The following is a 15,299-nucleotide window of genomic DNA, read 5'->3' on the forward strand; positions in this document are numbered from 1 at the left end:
AGTCAGGCTGCTGTAAGCTCTGATCTTGCTTACCCCGCCCAGGTCCACACGTTGCTTGGCATGCCACAGATCATAATTGTATTGCATTGCCAACCAGCTTTCAGGAGAACGCCCAAGCGCTTTGGATAGACGCAGCGCCATTTCAGGGCTGAGGTTGCTGGTCCCTTTAAGGACACGATTCAACGTCGACGCTGTCACACCGAGGTTTGCAGCGAGCTCCCGACCGCTGATGTGGTGTGGTTCCAAGTATATCTGAATGATGAATTCGCCAGGGTGAGGCGGATCATGCATGGCCATCAGTGATAATCCTCATAGTCCAGAACATTTGCGTGTCCGTTACGAAATTCGAAGGTCAGTCGCCAGTTGCCATTGACCCAGACGGACCAACGGGCCTGGTCGGTGCCTTTTAACCGATGAAGGCGAAGCCCCGGGATGTCCATGAACCTGCTGGATTCGGCGCTGCACCTGAGTTGGCCGGCGGCGCGGCGAGGCGGGATGGTCCCTACCGATCCACGTGAGCTGACGCGAAAGCGCTACCTGCTCCGCAGGATCGCCCCCAGCACCCCGCGCACGATCTGGCGGCCGAGCGTGCTGCCGATGCTGCGCGCGGCGCCCTTGGCGAGGGCCTCGATGGCCGTCTCGCGACCCTGCGCTGGACGGCGCCCTGTGGGGCCTTTGCGCTCGCCAGTCGCGGACGGCAGCGCGGCTTCGGCGCGGCGTCTCAGGTGTTCGTAGGCCGATTCGCGGTCGATGGCCTTTTCGTATTTTCCGGCAAGCGGCCCCTTCGCGATCGCCTGTGCGATCTCGGATGGCGTGGCGGGGCCGAGACGCGAGGCGGGCGGGCGGATCCGCGCGCGCTCGACGGCGGTGGGCACGCCATTCTCGTCCAGCATCGATACCAGGGCTTCGCCCACGGCCAGCTCGGTGATGGCCTCCGCGACGTCGAGGCCGGGGTTGGCGCGAAAGGTCTCGGCGGCCGCACGCACGGCCTTCTGGTCGCGCGGCGTGAAGGCCCTGAGCGCGTGCTGGATGCGGTTGCCGAGCTGCCCGAGGACCGCCTCGGGGATGTCGAGCGGGCTCTGGAGATGAAATACACCCCGACCCCCTTCGAGCGGATGAGGCGCACCACCTGCTCGATCTTGTCGAGCAAGGCCTTCGGGGCATCGCCGAAGAGGAGATGGGCCTCATCGAAAAAGAACACGAGCTTGGGGCGATCGAGGTCGCCGGCCTCCGGCAATTCCTCAAAGATCTCCGAGAGCAGCGCCACCAGGAAGGTCGCGTAGAGGCGCGGCCGGTGGATCAGATCCTCGGCGGCGAGCAGGTGGATCGAGCCCTGCCCGTCTGTCGCCATGAGGTCCTGGATATCGAGCGCCGGCTCGCCGAACAGGGCCCCGCCGCCTTCTTGCTCGAGTGTCAGCAACTGCCGTTGAATGGCGCCTACCGAGGACTTGCCGACATTGCCGTAGCGGCCGGTCAGCAGCGCGGCGTGCGCCGCGATGTGCTCCAACATGGCGTGCAGGTCCTTGAGGTCGAGTAACAGCAGCCCCTCCTCGTCTGCGATCCGGAAAGCGATGTTGAGCGCGCCTCCTGCGCGGGGGTTAGCGACAAGAGGCGCGCGAGCAGGAACGGCCCCATCTCGGAGATCGTGGTGCGAATGGGGTGCCCCCGCTTCCCGAAGATGTCCCAGTGGACGACCGGGCAGCCCGCCGGCACGAGCTCACCGACCCCGGTGGCCTGCGCGCGTTCCGCGAGCTTGGGGTCATCGAGCGCGGGCTGGCCGATCCCGGAGAGATCGCCCTTCACATCCGCCAGGACCACCGCCACACCGCCGTGCGCGAGGCCCTCGGCCAGGACCCGGACCGAGACGGTCTTACCGGTGCCGGTGGCACCGGCGATGAGCCCATGGCGATTGGCCATGGCGTAGAGCAGGTGCTGGGGCGTCGTGCCCTTACCGACGAGGATCCCTCTGGTTTCGTGCATCGCGATTACCTCCGATTGGCCTGGGGGGCGCCATTGTATCCATACCTAACGTACGCCGACAAAACCGTCAGCCCCCGGCCCGCCGGACCACATCCTCCAGCTCCGCCATCCGTGCCTCGATCGATTCCACGAGCCGGAGCTGGACCCGGCAACGCTCCAGGTTGTGGTGCTCGCGATCGGTTCTGAAATAGACATCGCCCAGCAAATAATCGCTCAAAAACCTGAGCCCCGTTTCCAATGCGACGATCTGGCCCGCGAACCCGAGATGATCGCGCTCGCCCGGAGTGAGGCATCCGCCGGTCCCGGCGAGATAACCGGCGACCAGGGCCGCAAACAGCGGGATCTCGATCCCGACCGTGTCGAGATCCGTGGTGTCTTCCGCGGCCCGGTGCGCGGCACTGCGCACCAGATCGCCGAAGTCATACAGGGAAAGACCCGGCATCACGGTATCGAGGTCCACGACGCACAGGGCCGCGCCACTCTTTTCATCGAACAGCACGTTATCGAGCTTGGTGTCGTTGTGCGTCACGCGCCACGGGATCTGCCCTTCCCGAACCAACCGCCACGGTATTTCAGCGAGCGCACGCCGCGCGCGGGCAAAGGCGATCTCCGGCCCGGCCTGCCGAGCTCGCCCGTGCGGATCGGCCCCGAGCGCGCGCTCGAATTCCACGTAACGGGTAGGTGTGTGGTGAAAGGCCGGGAGGGTCTCGGTGAGGCGCTCGGGCGGCAGATCGGCGAGGTCGCGCGCGAACTCGCCGAAGGCGCGCGCGGCCTCGTAGGCCATCGATGCGCCTGTGGCGCGATCGAAACCATGAGTCCCTTCGATGAAGTCAAAGGCGCGCCAGCATCCGCTGGCGTCCCGATGGAGCAGCCGGTCCTCGCGGCTTTGCACCGGCGTCAGCACCCGGCGCGCGCGGTCCGCGACGCCGCGGGCGGCGAGCGTCGTGTGCAAATGGCGGGTCACGATCGAGATGTTTTGCATGACCCGCTCCGGGTCCGGGAACACGCGCTCATTGATCCGCTGCACCAGATAACGCCGGCCGTCTGCGTCGCATGTGAAGAGGAAGGTATGGTGGATGTGGCCGTTCCCGTGGGGGCGGGCATCCCGGTACTCGCCTTCCATCGAAAACGCCTGGCTGATGGCTGCGAAGTCGAAAGTCGGCATGGTTCCGGTGGGGGTGTCTGGCTCGCGGTTGGCACCGCGCCGGCCATCATAATCGCTGGAGCCCCGGCGCGTCCTGTGACGGTCGCTTCCTGGATGTGACTGGAAATATCGGGTGGTTGCAACGTACGAGGGTTGCCACCGCTAGAGCCGGGCGTCATCATGCCCGGGTACCAGCCTGTCACCGGCTGGGACGGCAATGACCAGCATCAAAGACCTCAAGGGTTACTGTCACCCGCTCACCCCCGCCGGTCGCGCGGCGCTCTGCGGTGCGCCACCCTGGCACTACGCCACCGAGTATCTCAACGTCGCCTATCGCACCGATCCCGCGGCCATCGCCGCCTGCCTGCCCGAGCCGCTGGCGCCGGGGCCCGAGCCCGATCGCGCTTACGTGGCCTTCGGTAAGTGGTGGTCGCTGTGGGACGGCGAGCGCGACATGGCCTACACCAACCCCGAGCGCACGCAGTATCGGGAATGCGCCCTCTGGGTCGGTTGCTCGTTTCGGGGCACGCCGGGCCAGATCTGTGTCCTTTGCTGGGTCGATAACGACTTCACCCTGGCGCGCGGCTGGTTCATGGGCTTCCCGAAGAAACTCGGCGTGACCCATCTCACCGAACACCACCCCCTGAACCCGGCCATGGGGCCGCTCGGCATCGGGACCCGGCTCAAGGCCTACGTCTGTGCCCATGGGGAACGCCTCATCGAAGGCACGATGGCCATCGAACGCCGGATCCGCCCGACGGATCTGCCCGCGCCCATGGGGCTGCCGATCTTCAACATCCGCCACTTCCCGAGCGCCGAGCGGGCGGCGCCGGCCGCGGTGCTGGAGCTGGTGCGGCTCGGCGGGCAGGACCTGCGTTACGGCCCCGACCTGTGGGCCGGACAGGGGGGGCTCAGGTTCTTCCCCTCGGAGATCGAGGAGCACCTGCCGCTCGCGCCTGTCGAGGTGCTGGGGGCCTACCGCTTCGGCTCCGGCTACACTTTCACGGGCGCCGAGGTCCTGCACCGGTGGATATAGTGGAAAGGGAATCGCGCCGCACGGCCTCGACGGACAGGCCTGCTGCAATCCAAGTTAGTTGAGGGGCGTCTTGTTTTCGCAGGCAGGAAGAGGCGTCTACGCGCATCCTTCGAGACGTTGCGAAAACGAGCCCATGATCAAACTGCATAAATTCAAGGCCTGCTGGGGATTGCCGGATCCGAGCCCGTTCTGTGTAAAGGTCGAGACGTATTTGCGTATGGTGGCCCTGCCCTATGAGCGCGTCGAGTGTGCGACGATGTTCAGGGCCCCCAAGAAAAAGCTGCCCTACCTCACGGACGGCGACCGTATCATCCCGGATTCGGGCTTCATCCTCGATTTCCTGAAGGCGACGTACGGCGATACCCTCGACGGCCGGCTCTCGGCCGAGGAGCGTGCGCGTGGTCACGCCTTGCGCCGCATGCTGGAAGAAAGTCTGTACTGGCCCATGGTCTATTCCCGCTGGAGGGAAGATCGGAACTGGGCCGTGATCAAACCGTTGTTCTTCGGCGGCCTGCCGCCGGTCCTGGGCGACCTCGTGCCCCTCTTCGCCCGGTCACGGGTGAAGAAACCCTGTGGCTCCAGGGCACCGGGCGCCATGCGCGCGACGAGGTCTACGATCTCGGCCGACAGGACCTCTCCGCCCTGTCGGTACAGCTCGGGCCCATGCCATATCTGTTCGGCGATTCCCCGACCTCGTTCGATGCGGTGGCGTATGGATTTCTCGTGAACCTCCTCTTGCCACCCATCGAATCGCCGCTCAAGGACCATGCCCTGGCGCTGGCCAATCTCCCGCCCTACTGCGCGCGCATCCGGGAGCAACTACTACGCGGGGCCCCCCGCATAGACGTACGAACCTCGAGGCGGGCCACCCCGGCCCGCCGTCATGGCCCCGTAACGAGCGCCGGGGTGATCCGCGCATGGTTCCGCCACGACCGGGGCATGGGGCGGCGGGGGATCCGGCTATATCCGGCTATATAATGGCACCATGCCGGCCTATGCCTTAGCCGAGATCCGCGAGGAACACGCTGCTGCCCCGCTGCCCGATTACCAGGGGGGCGGCATCGTCAACCTCATGGCCTCGATCGCAGGGGCCTTCGGGGGTGATCCCGGGCCCTATCCGCCGCTCGACGCGCTCGACGGCGCGTGGCTCAGGGCGCATCGCAACATCGTCTTGTTCATCATCGACGGGCTCGGCTACGAGTGGCTCAAGCGTGCCGGCCCGGGATCGGCGTTGTTCCGCCATACCGTCGGCCCGATCACCTCGGTGTTTCCGAGCACCACCGCGAGCGCCATCACCACTTTTCTGACCGGGGTGGCGCCGCGGCAGCACGGCATGACCGGCTGGCATGTGTATCTCGAGGAGCTGGGGACGGTCGTGGCCGTGCTGCCGTTCCGGGCGCGGACCGGAGCGCCCCGGGCGAGCGCATCGCGCTGGGACGCCCCGGCGATATTCGATCAGACCCCCCTGCCGAACCGCATCCCGGCGCGCTCCGCGGTGTTCGTACCGAAGCGCATCGCGGGCTCGGTCTACAACGAGGCGCACCGGGGCGCCGGGGTGGTGCGACCCTATCGCTCGTTGCCGGGCGCCGTTGCAGGGCTTTGCCAGGCGCTTCGCCAGGGCGGCCGGCGGCACTATGCCTACCTCTATTATCCCGATCTCGACAAGACCGCGCATGAATGCGGTATCGACAGCCCGCAGGCCCGTCGCAGGCTGGCCGAGGTCGATGCCGCTTACCGGTCCCTCTTGGACGGCCTGCGTGGCACCGGCACGGCGGTGATCGCGACCGGCGATCACGGCTTCATCGACATTCGGCCCGAGCACCGCATCGAGCTCGGCGAGCACCCCGCGCTGGCCGAGCTCATGCGCTTGCCGCTGTGCGGCGATGGGCGCGTAGCCTATTGTTATGTCCGCCCGGGCCGCCGGCGCGAGTTCGAGCGCTATGTCGGCACCCATCTCGATCGGCAGGTGCGGCTTTGCGTCAGCGCGGACCTCATCGACCAGGGATATTTCGGGATCGGTCCCGCACACCCGCGGCTGGCCGAAAGGGTCGGGGACTATACGCTCCTCATGAAGGACCGCTATGTGATCAAGGACTGGCTGCCGGGCGAAGGGCGTTTCGTGCATGTCGGCGTGCACGGGGGGCTCACGCGCGAAGAGCTGTATGTGCCGCTCGCGGTCGCGAGCGTCTGATCTTTCATAGGCCCCGGGGAGCGGCCTGAAAAAGCGAGCCGCGGGCAGGATCGGGCGGTGGCTCGCCAAGGGCCTCTTGGCGGCCATCCTGTTCAGCATGATCTCCGTCCTGGCGCTGCGTTTCCTAGCCCCGCCGACCACGGCTTTCATGCTCCGCCACTGGGTCATCGCCCTCACGGAGGGCCGGGACGGACCCCCGCTACGCTACGACTGGGTCGACTACGAGCGCATCTCGCGAGACGCCCCGCTCGCCGTCGTGGCCGCCGAGGACCAGTTGTTCCCGAGCCATTCGGGCTTCGACTTCAAGGCCCTCTCCCGCGCCTTGGACCACAACCGCGAAGGCCGCGCGCTGCGCGGGGCCAGCACCATCACCCAGCAGGTGGCCAAGAACCTCTTCCTGTGGCCGGGACGGAGCTATCTGCGCAAGGCCATGGAGGCCTATTTCACGGTGCTGATCGAGGCCCTGTGGACTAAGCGACGGATCCTCGAGGTGTATCTGAACGTCGTCGAGCTCGGCGACGGGGTGTTCGGCATCGATGCCGCGAGCCGCACCTATTTCCGCAAGCCGGCCAAGGCGTTGCGGCGTGATGAGGCCGCCCTGCTCGCGGCCGTGCTCCCGAACCCCACGGGGTTGAGCGTGCGCCGCCCCTCGCGCTACGTCCGCGCGCGTCAAGGCTGGATCCTCAAGCAGATGCGGCGGCTCGGCGGACCGGCGTACGTCGCACACCTGTAGCTCGCCGGTATGGATCTCTACACTAGCTTCGCCCACCTGAGCCGCCGTGAGCGCGAAGGCCGCGACTACCGCATCCGCTGGCGGATGGGGGGCTCGGGTGTCGCTATCGTGGCGCCACACGGCGGTGGCATCGAGCGCAGCACCTCGGAGGTGGCCGATGGCATCGCGGGCCGCGAGCATGGGTTTTATGCCTTCGAAGGATTGAAATCCGTCGGTAATCACGTGCTGCATCTGACCAGCAATCGTTTCGACGAACCGCAAGCACTCAGGCTCGTGCGCGGGATACGTGCCTTGATCACAATCCATGGCGCGAAGGGCCGGGAGGCCGTCGCCTATCTCGGCGGGCTCGACTTCGTGCTGCGCGAGCGCATCGCCGAGGCCTTGATCAGTGCCGGATTCCTCGCCGTCGACGACCCGAGCCCGACCCGCCAGGGGCGTTCGCCGTCGAACATCTGCAACCGCTGCGTCTCGGGTCGCGGCGTGCAGTTGGAGCTGAGTTATGGGTTGCGAAGAACGCTCTTCGAGGGACTGGACCCCTCGGGCCTGCGCCGACCTACGTCGCTGTACCGAGACTTCGTGGGTACCCTGCGCGCGGTGCTCGCGGGGCATGAGCCGAGTGAAATGCGATAGGTCATCGCGGAGAAATGAACATGAGCGTGCAAGCTGCGCCGACACCCATCATCTGCCCCGGCTGCCAGTGCGAGAACCCCCACGATGCGGTCTTTTGCGGCAACGCCGAATGCCACAAGGCGCTCGGCGAGTTTCGCTATGTGATTGAAGAGCTGGCGGCGCAGAGCAGCTTGCTGGAACGCCTGGCCGATAAGGTCACGGCCTTCACCGGCCGCCCGCATTTCGTCACGATACACGTCCTCTGGTTCCTCGCCTATCCCTACAGCCTCCTCGGGATTCATCCTCGCCATCGAGGCGATCCTGATCACGAGCTTCGTCCTCATCAGCCAGAACCGCCAAAACGCCCACCAGGACCAACGCGCCGAGCTCGATTACGAAGTCAACGTGAAAGCCTATCGCAAGCTCGGCGAGATCCAGGCGGCGCTGGCCCGGGTGACGGACAGGCTGGATGCGCTGGAAACGAAGGAGCGAGACCGGTGATGTGAACGGGCGGCCGGCGTTCCGCCGGTAACGCAGGGGTCTGAGGGGTAGTCTGTGCGCTACCGCCTGGTGCATCACACGGAGTACCGGTACGTGCAGCCGGTCGCCCTCTGTCACAACGAGACGCACCTGAGACCCTGGGCGGTGGCGCACCAGCGCTGCCTCCCGCACGCGCTCGTGATCGACCCGGAGCCCGATCTGGTCTCGGAGCGGGAGGACTTCTTCGGCAATCCGACCGCCTCCTTCTCCATGCAGCGCGGCCACAGCCACCTCTGGTCACGGCCACGAGCGGAGGTCGAGGTGGGATCGCCAAAGCGGCCCGGACAGGTGCCGGATGTCACCTGGGAAGAGGCCGCCGAGCTCCTGCGCCAGGACCTCGACCCCGAGCGCGTCGAGGCCCGCCAGTTCATCCTGGACTCGCCGCTCTGCGAGGCCGCGGCCGACATCATCCGGTCCGTGGCCGAGCTCAGCGCGCGCATCCACCGCGATTTCGCCTATGTGCCGGGATTCACCAGCGTCACCACCCCCCTGTCGGTGGCCGGGGCCCAGCCCGAACGCCCCTTGCCGCCCCCACGCGGACCACCCAATCACCGATCGGCCCGTCCGACCAACAGTACCGGTTGCAAAGCCGTGTTGAACGTCCTATCCTTTCACTCGCTAACTAGCTAGACGACACGATTATGGATCCCAAGCTGACCGCGGAAGAGTTGAGTTGGTTGAAAAACCTGGATACCGACAGCCCAATCAAGCCGGAGGTGCCGGAATCCATCGCGGCGCGGCTGGTCGAGCAAGGGCTTGCGATCAAGCTGGTCGAAGGTGGTTTGCAATTGACGACGCTTGGACGCGAGCAATTGGCGGACAGCGGTGGTACCAAGGAATCGTAGGATGCGCGTGATTCTACAGGTTATGGCCCTTGGTTTCGCCATTGCGGGCACGGGTCTTTCGGCGTCGGCTGCCGAGACCACCCTTCCGTCAGCGGAATCCGAGACAACGGCTGCTCCAAAAGCACCGCCGAGCGAGTCGGAAAGCTCGAAGGCGAAACAGAAATCGGCGCGGCCCCCTGCGGAGCCTGCGCCCGCCGAATCGCGTACGCCCGAAGAGGCATCGGAGCGCGCCGCTGACCCGGAAGATCCGTCGGGTGCGCTCATCATCAAGACGCCGGGCGAGACCACGGTGCCAAGCCCTGAGGAAAGACATTAAAAAAGGCGGCTTCGCCGCCTTTTTCCTTTGGTGTCTCTAACACAATCCTTCTCTGCACTGCCGAGAGCAGTGCGCCGACTCTTGAGGTGCCTAGAAGTCCATATTCGACCGTATCCCAGCGTGACTCATGCCTTCTAGCTAACTAGCCACGCACGCATCCTCATGTCACGAATTATCGCGTCACGCCGCCAGGCTGTTCAGAAAGTGATCCCCTTGAAGGGCGTGGCGGCCAATAACAGGCCACCGCGTCCGTCGAGGTGATCAATCTGCTAGAGGGGTGAGGTCCGCAAGCGCGGCGCGCGCCGCCTGGCTCAGGAACACGGTATCCATACCGACGGTGATGAGCGTGAATCCGTTCTCCAGGTAAGGCCGGACGGCGGCGGCACTCAAGCCGAAGATCCCAAGCCGCACCCCAGCCGCGAGACACTCCCTTCGCACCGTGTCGATCTCGAGGTCCGTGATCTGTCCGGGCTTGCCCATGCTGGCGGACAAATCGTAAGGTCCGATCAGGACCGCGTCGACGCCCGGCACGCGCGCGATGGCGGCGATGTCGCGCACCGCTTCGATGTGCTCGGCCTGCACGACCACCGCGAGGCCGTCGTTCGCTTCTGCAACGTAGTCCGAAAACCCGAGGCCATAGCGGTGGGCGCGTGCGATGCCGACGCCGCGCGTCCCCCAGGGCGGATACTTGCAGTGCCGCACCACCCGGAGCGCCTGCTCCGCGGTGTTGACCTGGGGGATGATGACGCCGGCCGCCCCGATATCCAAGGCCTTCTTGATCCAGACCTCCTCCCCGACAGGGACACGCACCAGCGGCGCGCAACGGGCCCCGACCGCCTGCAAGAGCCGCAATGCGCCGGCGCTCTCGAACGGCCCGTGTTCGGCATCGATGAACAGCCAGTCGAAACCGACCTCGGCCAGCAATTCGGCGACCTCGGGCGATGGCAGGCTGATGAGCGTGCCGATCAATCGATCGCCGGCCAAGAGCCGCGCGCGAAACCCCGTGTGCATCGTGCTCGCTTCGCGGGAACCTGCAAGCCTTAACTAGCTAGCCAAAGATATTTGGAATTGTAGGCTCTTTTCCATCCCTTCCCCTGGGGAAAGGGGGAAGGATAGGATGGGGGTTGAGTCTCTCAGAACTATGCGACGCTCAACCCCCACCCTCAACTCCCCCTGCCACGGAGGGAATAAGCTGGTGCTGAGATAGGCGCGCCGCCAGGCACGCGCCCGGCGGATCAGGCGGTGATCATGAGCAACGCGGCGGCCACGCGCCTGCCTTCGGCGCTCAACACCATGAAGCTACGGCAGGCGGCGGCCGTGTCCATGACCTCGAAACCGATGTGGTGCCGGGCGAGCGGCGCCGTGACCTCGCGGCTCGGGAAGCGCAGTCGCGCGCCGGTCCCGAGCACGGCTATTTCGGGTCCGAGCGCCGCGATCTGGTCCAGATGTTCGGCCGTTATTTCCTCGAACCCTTGGGGCGGCCAGTCGCGTACCAGGCGATCGGTCGTGACGATGAAGCTCTGGGTGAGGGTCTCGTCGTTCACCACGATGGCGCCCTGGCGATACCCGCGGATCGCGTAGCGCCCCATCCCGTGATCCAGGTCGAACTTCACAGCCTCTCACATGAGCGACGGGCGCTTGTTCAGCTTGCGCTGCAGCGTGCGCCTGTACATGCCGAGCCGCCGCGCCGCACTCGAGACATTCCCGGCGCATTCCCTAAGCACCCGCTGGATATGCTCCCATTCGAGCCGATCCACCGAGATCGGCCGAGGCGCGGGGTTGACCTGCGGATCGCCCTCGTCGCGGTCGAAGGCCGCCACGATCTCGTCCGCATCGGTGGGTTTCGTCAGATAATGGGTGGCGCCGAGCTTGATGGCCTCGACCGCCGTCGTGATGCTCGCGTATCCCGTCAGGACCACGACCTTGGCCGCGCCGCCCGGTTGGCACAGCGCCGAGACCAGCTCCAGTCCCGAGGGACCGGGCATGCGCAGATCCACCACGGCATAGTGGGGGGCCTCCGCCTCGGCCAGTCGGCGCGCATCGGGGACGTTGTGAGCGATGCGGACGGCGAAGCCGCGTTTTTCCAAGGCCTCACCGAGGACCCCGCAAAAGGTCTCGTCGTCATCGACGAGCAGGAGCCGCGGGCCGGGAAGGGCTTCCGAGATCATCCCTCGATCATACTCGCTGCGACGCCAGCAAGGGAGCCAGCGCCACGCTGATGCGGGCACGCACCCCGGCGCCGGGCCGATCGCTCACCGTCAGCTCCCCGCCCAGGCGGTTCAGCGTGCTCTGCGCGAGATAGAGCCCGAGTCCCATGCCCTTGCCGGACGGTTTGGTGGTCAGGAAGGGCTCGCCGATGTGGTCTTTGATCTCGGGCGGCAGGCCGGCCCCGTCATCGGCCACCTGAATCGAAAGTGCGTCGGAAGACCAGCGCACCTCCAAGTCGACGTTGCGTGCCGCGGCGTCCGCCGCGTTGTTCAAGACATTCAAGATCGCCTGGTCGAGCGTGCGATCCGCGACGATCTCGGGGGCCGGGAGCGGGCCCTCGAAACGCGATACCAGGGGCACGCCGGGGCGCAGCGCGCGCCACTCCCCGATCAGGTCTTCCACGTAACGGTCCAACCGCACCCGCCGGCCGGCATCGGCCTGCGCCTGACCGGCGCGCGCCGCCATGTTAGCGAGGATGCTCTTGCAGCGATTGATCTGCTCGCGCAGGAGCCCGATGCGGGCCGTGAGCACCGCTTCGCTTCGGTGCTCGCGCTCCATCTCCTTGGCCACGATCGCCATGGTGCCGAGCGGCGTGCCGAGCTCATGGGCCGTCCCGGCCGCCAAGGTGCCGAGCACCACGAGCTGATTGGCCTCGAGTGCCCGTTCGCGGGCCGCCGCCAGCTCGTGCTCATGGACGCGCAGTGCGGCGCCCATCTTGGCGACGAAATAGGCGACAACCCCGGCGCTGAACAAAAAACCCCACCACATTCCCCAGATATGCATGGTGAAGTCATGCCCGATCTCTTCGCCCTGCGGCGGGTGCACCTCGACGTAGAGAGGATGCACATGGGTGAACATCAAGACCGTATAGCAGAGGACGGATTCCGCGGCTACGCACCCGGTCAGGACCGGCCGCAACAACGCCGCGGCCACGATCACCGGGACCAGCAGCAGCGAGGCGAAGGGGTTGGCGGCGCCCCCGGCGAACAACAGCAGGGCCGCCATCCCGAAGACATCGACGGACAGTTGTCCGAGCATCATGCGTTCCGAGACCGGTACGCCCGGCTTGATGAAACGCACGCTCACCAAGGTCAATACCGTGAGCGCGGCGATCACGATGACCACGGGCAGGCCCGCGGGCGGCACGGCGAGGATATAGTTGGACGCGAACACCGCAGCGAGTTGCCCCGAGATGATGACGGCGCGCAGCAAGAACAGGTACTGCAGGCACAGCCCGGTCAGCATGCTCGCCGGTGCAGGACGGATCGGGGTAGTGTTCATCGCACGATGGTATCGCCGAGCAGTGTGGACAGGCCCATGTTACCACCGTCGTAAGGCCAGCCCGGATCAAGATAGGCGGCATCGAGATAGGCGGCATCGAGATACGCGATACGCGGCATCGAGGTACGTGGCGCGCGGAGATCGTGTAGACTTGACGAAAGCGCCACGAGCCCCCGCTCCGGTTCGCAACACGGCGCAGCACAAGCCGGGGTCGGCAGCGGGGGACGGGCAGCCCCCGCTCTACATCGTAGACCACAGCGGCGGCGGTTATATATGTCGCATGACTGTCCCACGGCCCTGTGCACGCAGGTCTGATCACTGCACGCAGGTCTGATTGCGAAGTCCAGACTCGGGAGGAAATCCACGATGGCGTCGGCAGCGCAACCCTCATTGCAAGAACGTATATTCGCCTGGCTCTTCGCCCACCCCGATCTCTTCTTCGGAGTCCTGCGCTGGGTCAAACCCGTGCTCGCCACCAAGGGCCTCTCGATCGTCACCCGGTTCGATCATGTCCAGGAGGTGCTGTCGCGCGACTGGGTCTTCCAGGTCCCTTACCGGCAGAAAATGGAGCGCGTGACGGCCGGGCAGAACTTCTTCCTCGGCATGCAGAACACCCCGGAGTACACGCGCGATGTCTCCAACATGCGCCTGGCGGTGCGCCGTACCGATGTCGATGAGCGCATCGCGCCCTTCGTCACGCGCACGGCCGAGGACATCCTGGCCGCGAGCGGCGGCCACATCGATGTCGTGCAGACCTTGACGCGCGTAGTCCCGACGCGCCTCCTCGGGGATTATTTCGGCACGCCGGGCTGGGACGAGAACGAATTCACGGATGCCGCCACGGCCATGTTCCAGTATCTTTTCTATCCAGATGACCCGGCCGTCGAGCGGCTCGCGCTGGAAGCGGCGGCCAAGACCCGCGCCTATCTCGACGCCCTCATCGCCGAGCGCAAGCGCGATCGGGGGCACCGCGATGATGTGATCGAGCGGTGCCTGGCGATGCAGGACGCGGGGTTGCCGGGCATGGACGATCTCTCGATCCGCAATAACCTCATCGGGCTCATCATCGGCGCGATCCCGACCACCTCGAAAAGCGCGGTCTTGACGCTCGACTATCTATTGAGCCACGCGGAGCTATTGCCCAAGGCCCAGGCGGCGGCGCGTGCGGATGACGACGCGCTCATGGCCAAGTACGTGCTCGAGTGCCTGCGCTTCAACTCCTTCGCGGCCGGGATCGCGCGCGTGTGTGCCGAGGACTACGTGGTCGCCCGCGGTACCCTCTGGGCGACCAGGATCCCCAAGGGCGGCCCGGTCCTGGCGGCGACGCAATCGGCGATGATGGATTGGCGGGCACTGAAATCACCCAAGGAGTTCCTGCTGGACCGGCCCGACCATGTGTACATGCACTTCGGCTACGCGCTGCACACCTGCTTCGGGTACTACATCAACCTCGTGCAGATCCCGCGCATCGTCAAGGCGGTCTTGAAGCGTGAGGGACTGCGCCGCGCCGCCGGCGCGGAAGGGCAGATGCAGAGCGCCGGCCCGTTCCCCGTACACATGCGCCTGGAGTTCAACTCCTGACGGGACGTTCGATCGCGGAATCGTCGGCCTGTTATCGTACCCGCCCATCCCGGAGAAACCCCCCATGGCCGACCCCGGCCCCGCACCGAGCGTCCCGCGCGTCATCACCTTCCCGCCGAGCAGCGACTGCGAGAACGCCCGCTGGGTCCTCGATCATTACGGCATCGCCTACCGGGAGGAGCCTCACGCCCCCCCATTTTTCCTGCCCGTGCTCTGGATCAACCACGGTCGCGCCGTTCCGATGTACATCGACCCCGATGTGCGGCTGTAAGGCCCAGGGCCGCCGAGGCGTTGGTGGTGTTGCGGTGCTATTTCGCCTCCGTATCCGAGCGCCTCGCGGACGGCCGGCCTTATCTCGCCGGCGATCGTCTGACGCTCGCCGACATCGCCTTCGCCGTGGCAATCGCGCCGCTGGTGTTGCCCCAGGGCTACGGCGGCGACCGGGCCAGCAAGGGCCGCTTCCGACACTCGATCAGGCACCTGCCGAGATGCAGTCCATCGTCCGCGAGATGCGTGACACACGCGCCGGGCAGTTCGTGCTGCGCCTCTACCGCGAGGAGCGTTATCGGGCTCGGGCCTAGCCCAACCCATGTACGGTCACGGTTGTCTCGACAACTGTGCATCCCCTCCGGGAGAGACAAGGTTTGAACACGACGGGGTGCAGGAGCCTCCCCAGCGAAACCATGCCTGCCCTTGGGTTCGCTCCGAGCGCCAGTTGGCGAGCGCCTCGAAGCCGCCCCCACGACCACGCCAGTCTCTCGTCGGGCTCGGCCTTTGCCCGCTCGCTCGCCCGCGTGCAGCGGTCTATGCGTTCCTGACTGCGATTGAGCCCTCG

The 15,299-nt window shown here is 66.1% G+C and carries 17 protein-coding genes and 3 pseudogenes; 12 read left to right on the top strand and 8 right to left on the bottom strand.

Features of this window, described 5'->3' with window-relative positions:
* Positions 1–9: 9 nt before the first annotated feature.
* The 4 genes and pseudogenes from M3461_13815 to M3461_13830 form a co-directional block, all read right to left on the bottom strand.
* Positions 10–297: pseudogene (locus M3461_13815) on the bottom strand (HigA family addiction module antitoxin).
* Positions 297–440, bottom strand: a pseudogene (locus M3461_13820) (type II toxin-antitoxin system RelE/ParE family toxin). The pseudogenes M3461_13815 and M3461_13820 overlap by 1 nt, the downstream one beginning before the upstream one ends.
* Before the next feature lie 93 nt (positions 441–533).
* Positions 534–1,917, bottom strand: a pseudogene (locus tag M3461_13825) (DUF853 domain-containing protein).
* Between the two features lie 130 nt (positions 1,918–2,047).
* Positions 2,048–3,145 (bottom strand): aminoglycoside phosphotransferase family protein, encoded by a 1,098-nt coding sequence (locus M3461_13830; GenBank protein ID MDQ3775342.1) that lies wholly within the window; start codon positions 3,143–3,145, stop codon positions 2,048–2,050.
* Between the two features lie 196 nt (positions 3,146–3,341).
* Between M3461_13830 and M3461_13835 the strand changes: the two genes are divergently transcribed.
* The 10 genes from M3461_13835 (at position 3,342) to M3461_13880 (ending at position 9,394) form a co-directional block, all read left to right on the top strand.
* On the top strand, positions 3,342–4,160 hold the full coding sequence (locus M3461_13835; protein MDQ3775343.1) for an acetoacetate decarboxylase family protein: 819 nt from the start codon (positions 3,342–3,344) through the stop codon (positions 4,158–4,160).
* A 133-nt stretch (positions 4,161–4,293) separates the two neighbouring features.
* On the top strand, positions 4,294–4,887 hold the full coding sequence (locus M3461_13840; GenBank protein ID MDQ3775344.1) for a glutathione S-transferase N-terminal domain-containing protein: 594 nt from the start codon (positions 4,294–4,296) through the stop codon (positions 4,885–4,887).
* On the top strand, positions 4,824–5,138 hold the full coding sequence (locus M3461_13845; protein MDQ3775345.1) for a hypothetical protein: 315 nt from the start codon (positions 4,824–4,826) through the stop codon (positions 5,136–5,138). The genes M3461_13840 and M3461_13845 overlap by 64 nt, the downstream gene beginning before the upstream one ends.
* 7 nt (positions 5,139–5,145) lie before the next feature.
* Entirely contained in the window at positions 5,146–6,351 is a 1,206-nt protein-coding gene (locus tag M3461_13850; GenBank protein ID MDQ3775346.1) for an alkaline phosphatase family protein, read from the top strand.
* A 76-nt stretch (positions 6,352–6,427) separates the two neighbouring features.
* The gene (gene mtgA, locus M3461_13855; GenBank protein MDQ3775347.1) at positions 6,428–7,084 is read left to right on the top strand and encodes a monofunctional biosynthetic peptidoglycan transglycosylase; all 657 of its coding nucleotides are present in this window, start codon (positions 6,428–6,430) and stop codon (positions 7,082–7,084) included.
* 9 nt (positions 7,085–7,093) lie between these two features.
* Positions 7,094–7,714, top strand: a complete 621-nt coding sequence (locus M3461_13860) for a poly-gamma-glutamate hydrolase family protein (protein MDQ3775348.1) — start codon at positions 7,094–7,096, stop codon at positions 7,712–7,714.
* Between the two features lie 144 nt (positions 7,715–7,858).
* Positions 7,859–8,194: a DUF1003 domain-containing protein gene (locus M3461_13865; protein MDQ3775349.1), complete on the top strand. Its 336-nt coding sequence runs from the start codon at positions 7,859–7,861 to the stop codon at positions 8,192–8,194.
* A 54-nt stretch (positions 8,195–8,248) separates the two neighbouring features.
* On the top strand, positions 8,249–8,863 hold the full coding sequence (locus tag M3461_13870) for a hypothetical protein (GenBank protein ID MDQ3775350.1): 615 nt from the start codon (positions 8,249–8,251) through the stop codon (positions 8,861–8,863).
* A gap of 11 nt (positions 8,864–8,874) precedes the next feature.
* Positions 8,875–9,078: a hypothetical protein gene (locus tag M3461_13875; GenBank protein ID MDQ3775351.1), complete on the top strand. Its 204-nt coding sequence runs from the start codon at positions 8,875–8,877 to the stop codon at positions 9,076–9,078.
* A gap of 1 nt (position 9,079) precedes the next feature.
* Positions 9,080–9,394 carry a hypothetical protein gene (locus M3461_13880; protein MDQ3775352.1) on the top strand — a complete coding sequence of 105 codons (315 nt, stop codon included), beginning with the start codon at positions 9,080–9,082 and terminating at the stop codon, positions 9,392–9,394.
* A gap of 261 nt (positions 9,395–9,655) precedes the next feature.
* On the opposite strand, the gene M3461_13885 is transcribed toward M3461_13880, so the two are convergent.
* From M3461_13885 to M3461_13900, 4 genes are all read right to left on the bottom strand, one after another.
* On the bottom strand, positions 9,656–10,405 hold the full coding sequence (locus M3461_13885; protein MDQ3775353.1) for an aldolase/citrate lyase family protein: 750 nt from the start codon (positions 10,403–10,405) through the stop codon (positions 9,656–9,658).
* Positions 10,406–10,629: 224 nt separating this feature from the next.
* The gene (locus M3461_13890) at positions 10,630–11,007 is read right to left on the bottom strand and encodes an Mth938-like domain-containing protein (protein ID MDQ3775354.1); all 378 of its coding nucleotides are present in this window, start codon (positions 11,005–11,007) and stop codon (positions 10,630–10,632) included.
* A gap of 6 nt (positions 11,008–11,013) precedes the next feature.
* On the bottom strand, positions 11,014–11,562 hold the full coding sequence (locus M3461_13895; GenBank protein ID MDQ3775355.1) for a response regulator transcription factor: 549 nt from the start codon (positions 11,560–11,562) through the stop codon (positions 11,014–11,016).
* Between the two features lie 7 nt (positions 11,563–11,569).
* The gene (locus M3461_13900; GenBank protein MDQ3775356.1) at positions 11,570–12,883 is read right to left on the bottom strand and encodes an ATP-binding protein; all 1,314 of its coding nucleotides are present in this window, start codon (positions 12,881–12,883) and stop codon (positions 11,570–11,572) included.
* A gap of 390 nt (positions 12,884–13,273) precedes the next feature.
* Here M3461_13900 and M3461_13905 point away from each other — a divergent pair, with 390 nt between their 5' ends.
* Together M3461_13905 and M3461_13910 are read left to right on the top strand one after the other, a co-directional pair.
* Positions 13,274–14,464 (top strand): cytochrome P450, encoded by a 1,191-nt coding sequence (locus tag M3461_13905; protein ID MDQ3775357.1) that lies wholly within the window; start codon positions 13,274–13,276, stop codon positions 14,462–14,464.
* Positions 14,465–14,528: 64 nt separating this feature from the next.
* A complete protein-coding gene (locus M3461_13910) occupies positions 14,529–14,735 on the top strand; it encodes a hypothetical protein (GenBank protein ID MDQ3775358.1) in 207 nt (68 codons plus the stop codon).
* The last annotated feature ends 564 nt before the right edge of the window (positions 14,736–15,299 follow it).

It is taken from the genome of Pseudomonadota bacterium (assembly GCA_030860485.1).
In the GTDB taxonomy this organism is placed as follows: Bacteria; Pseudomonadota; Gammaproteobacteria; order JACCXJ01; family JACCXJ01; genus JACCXJ01.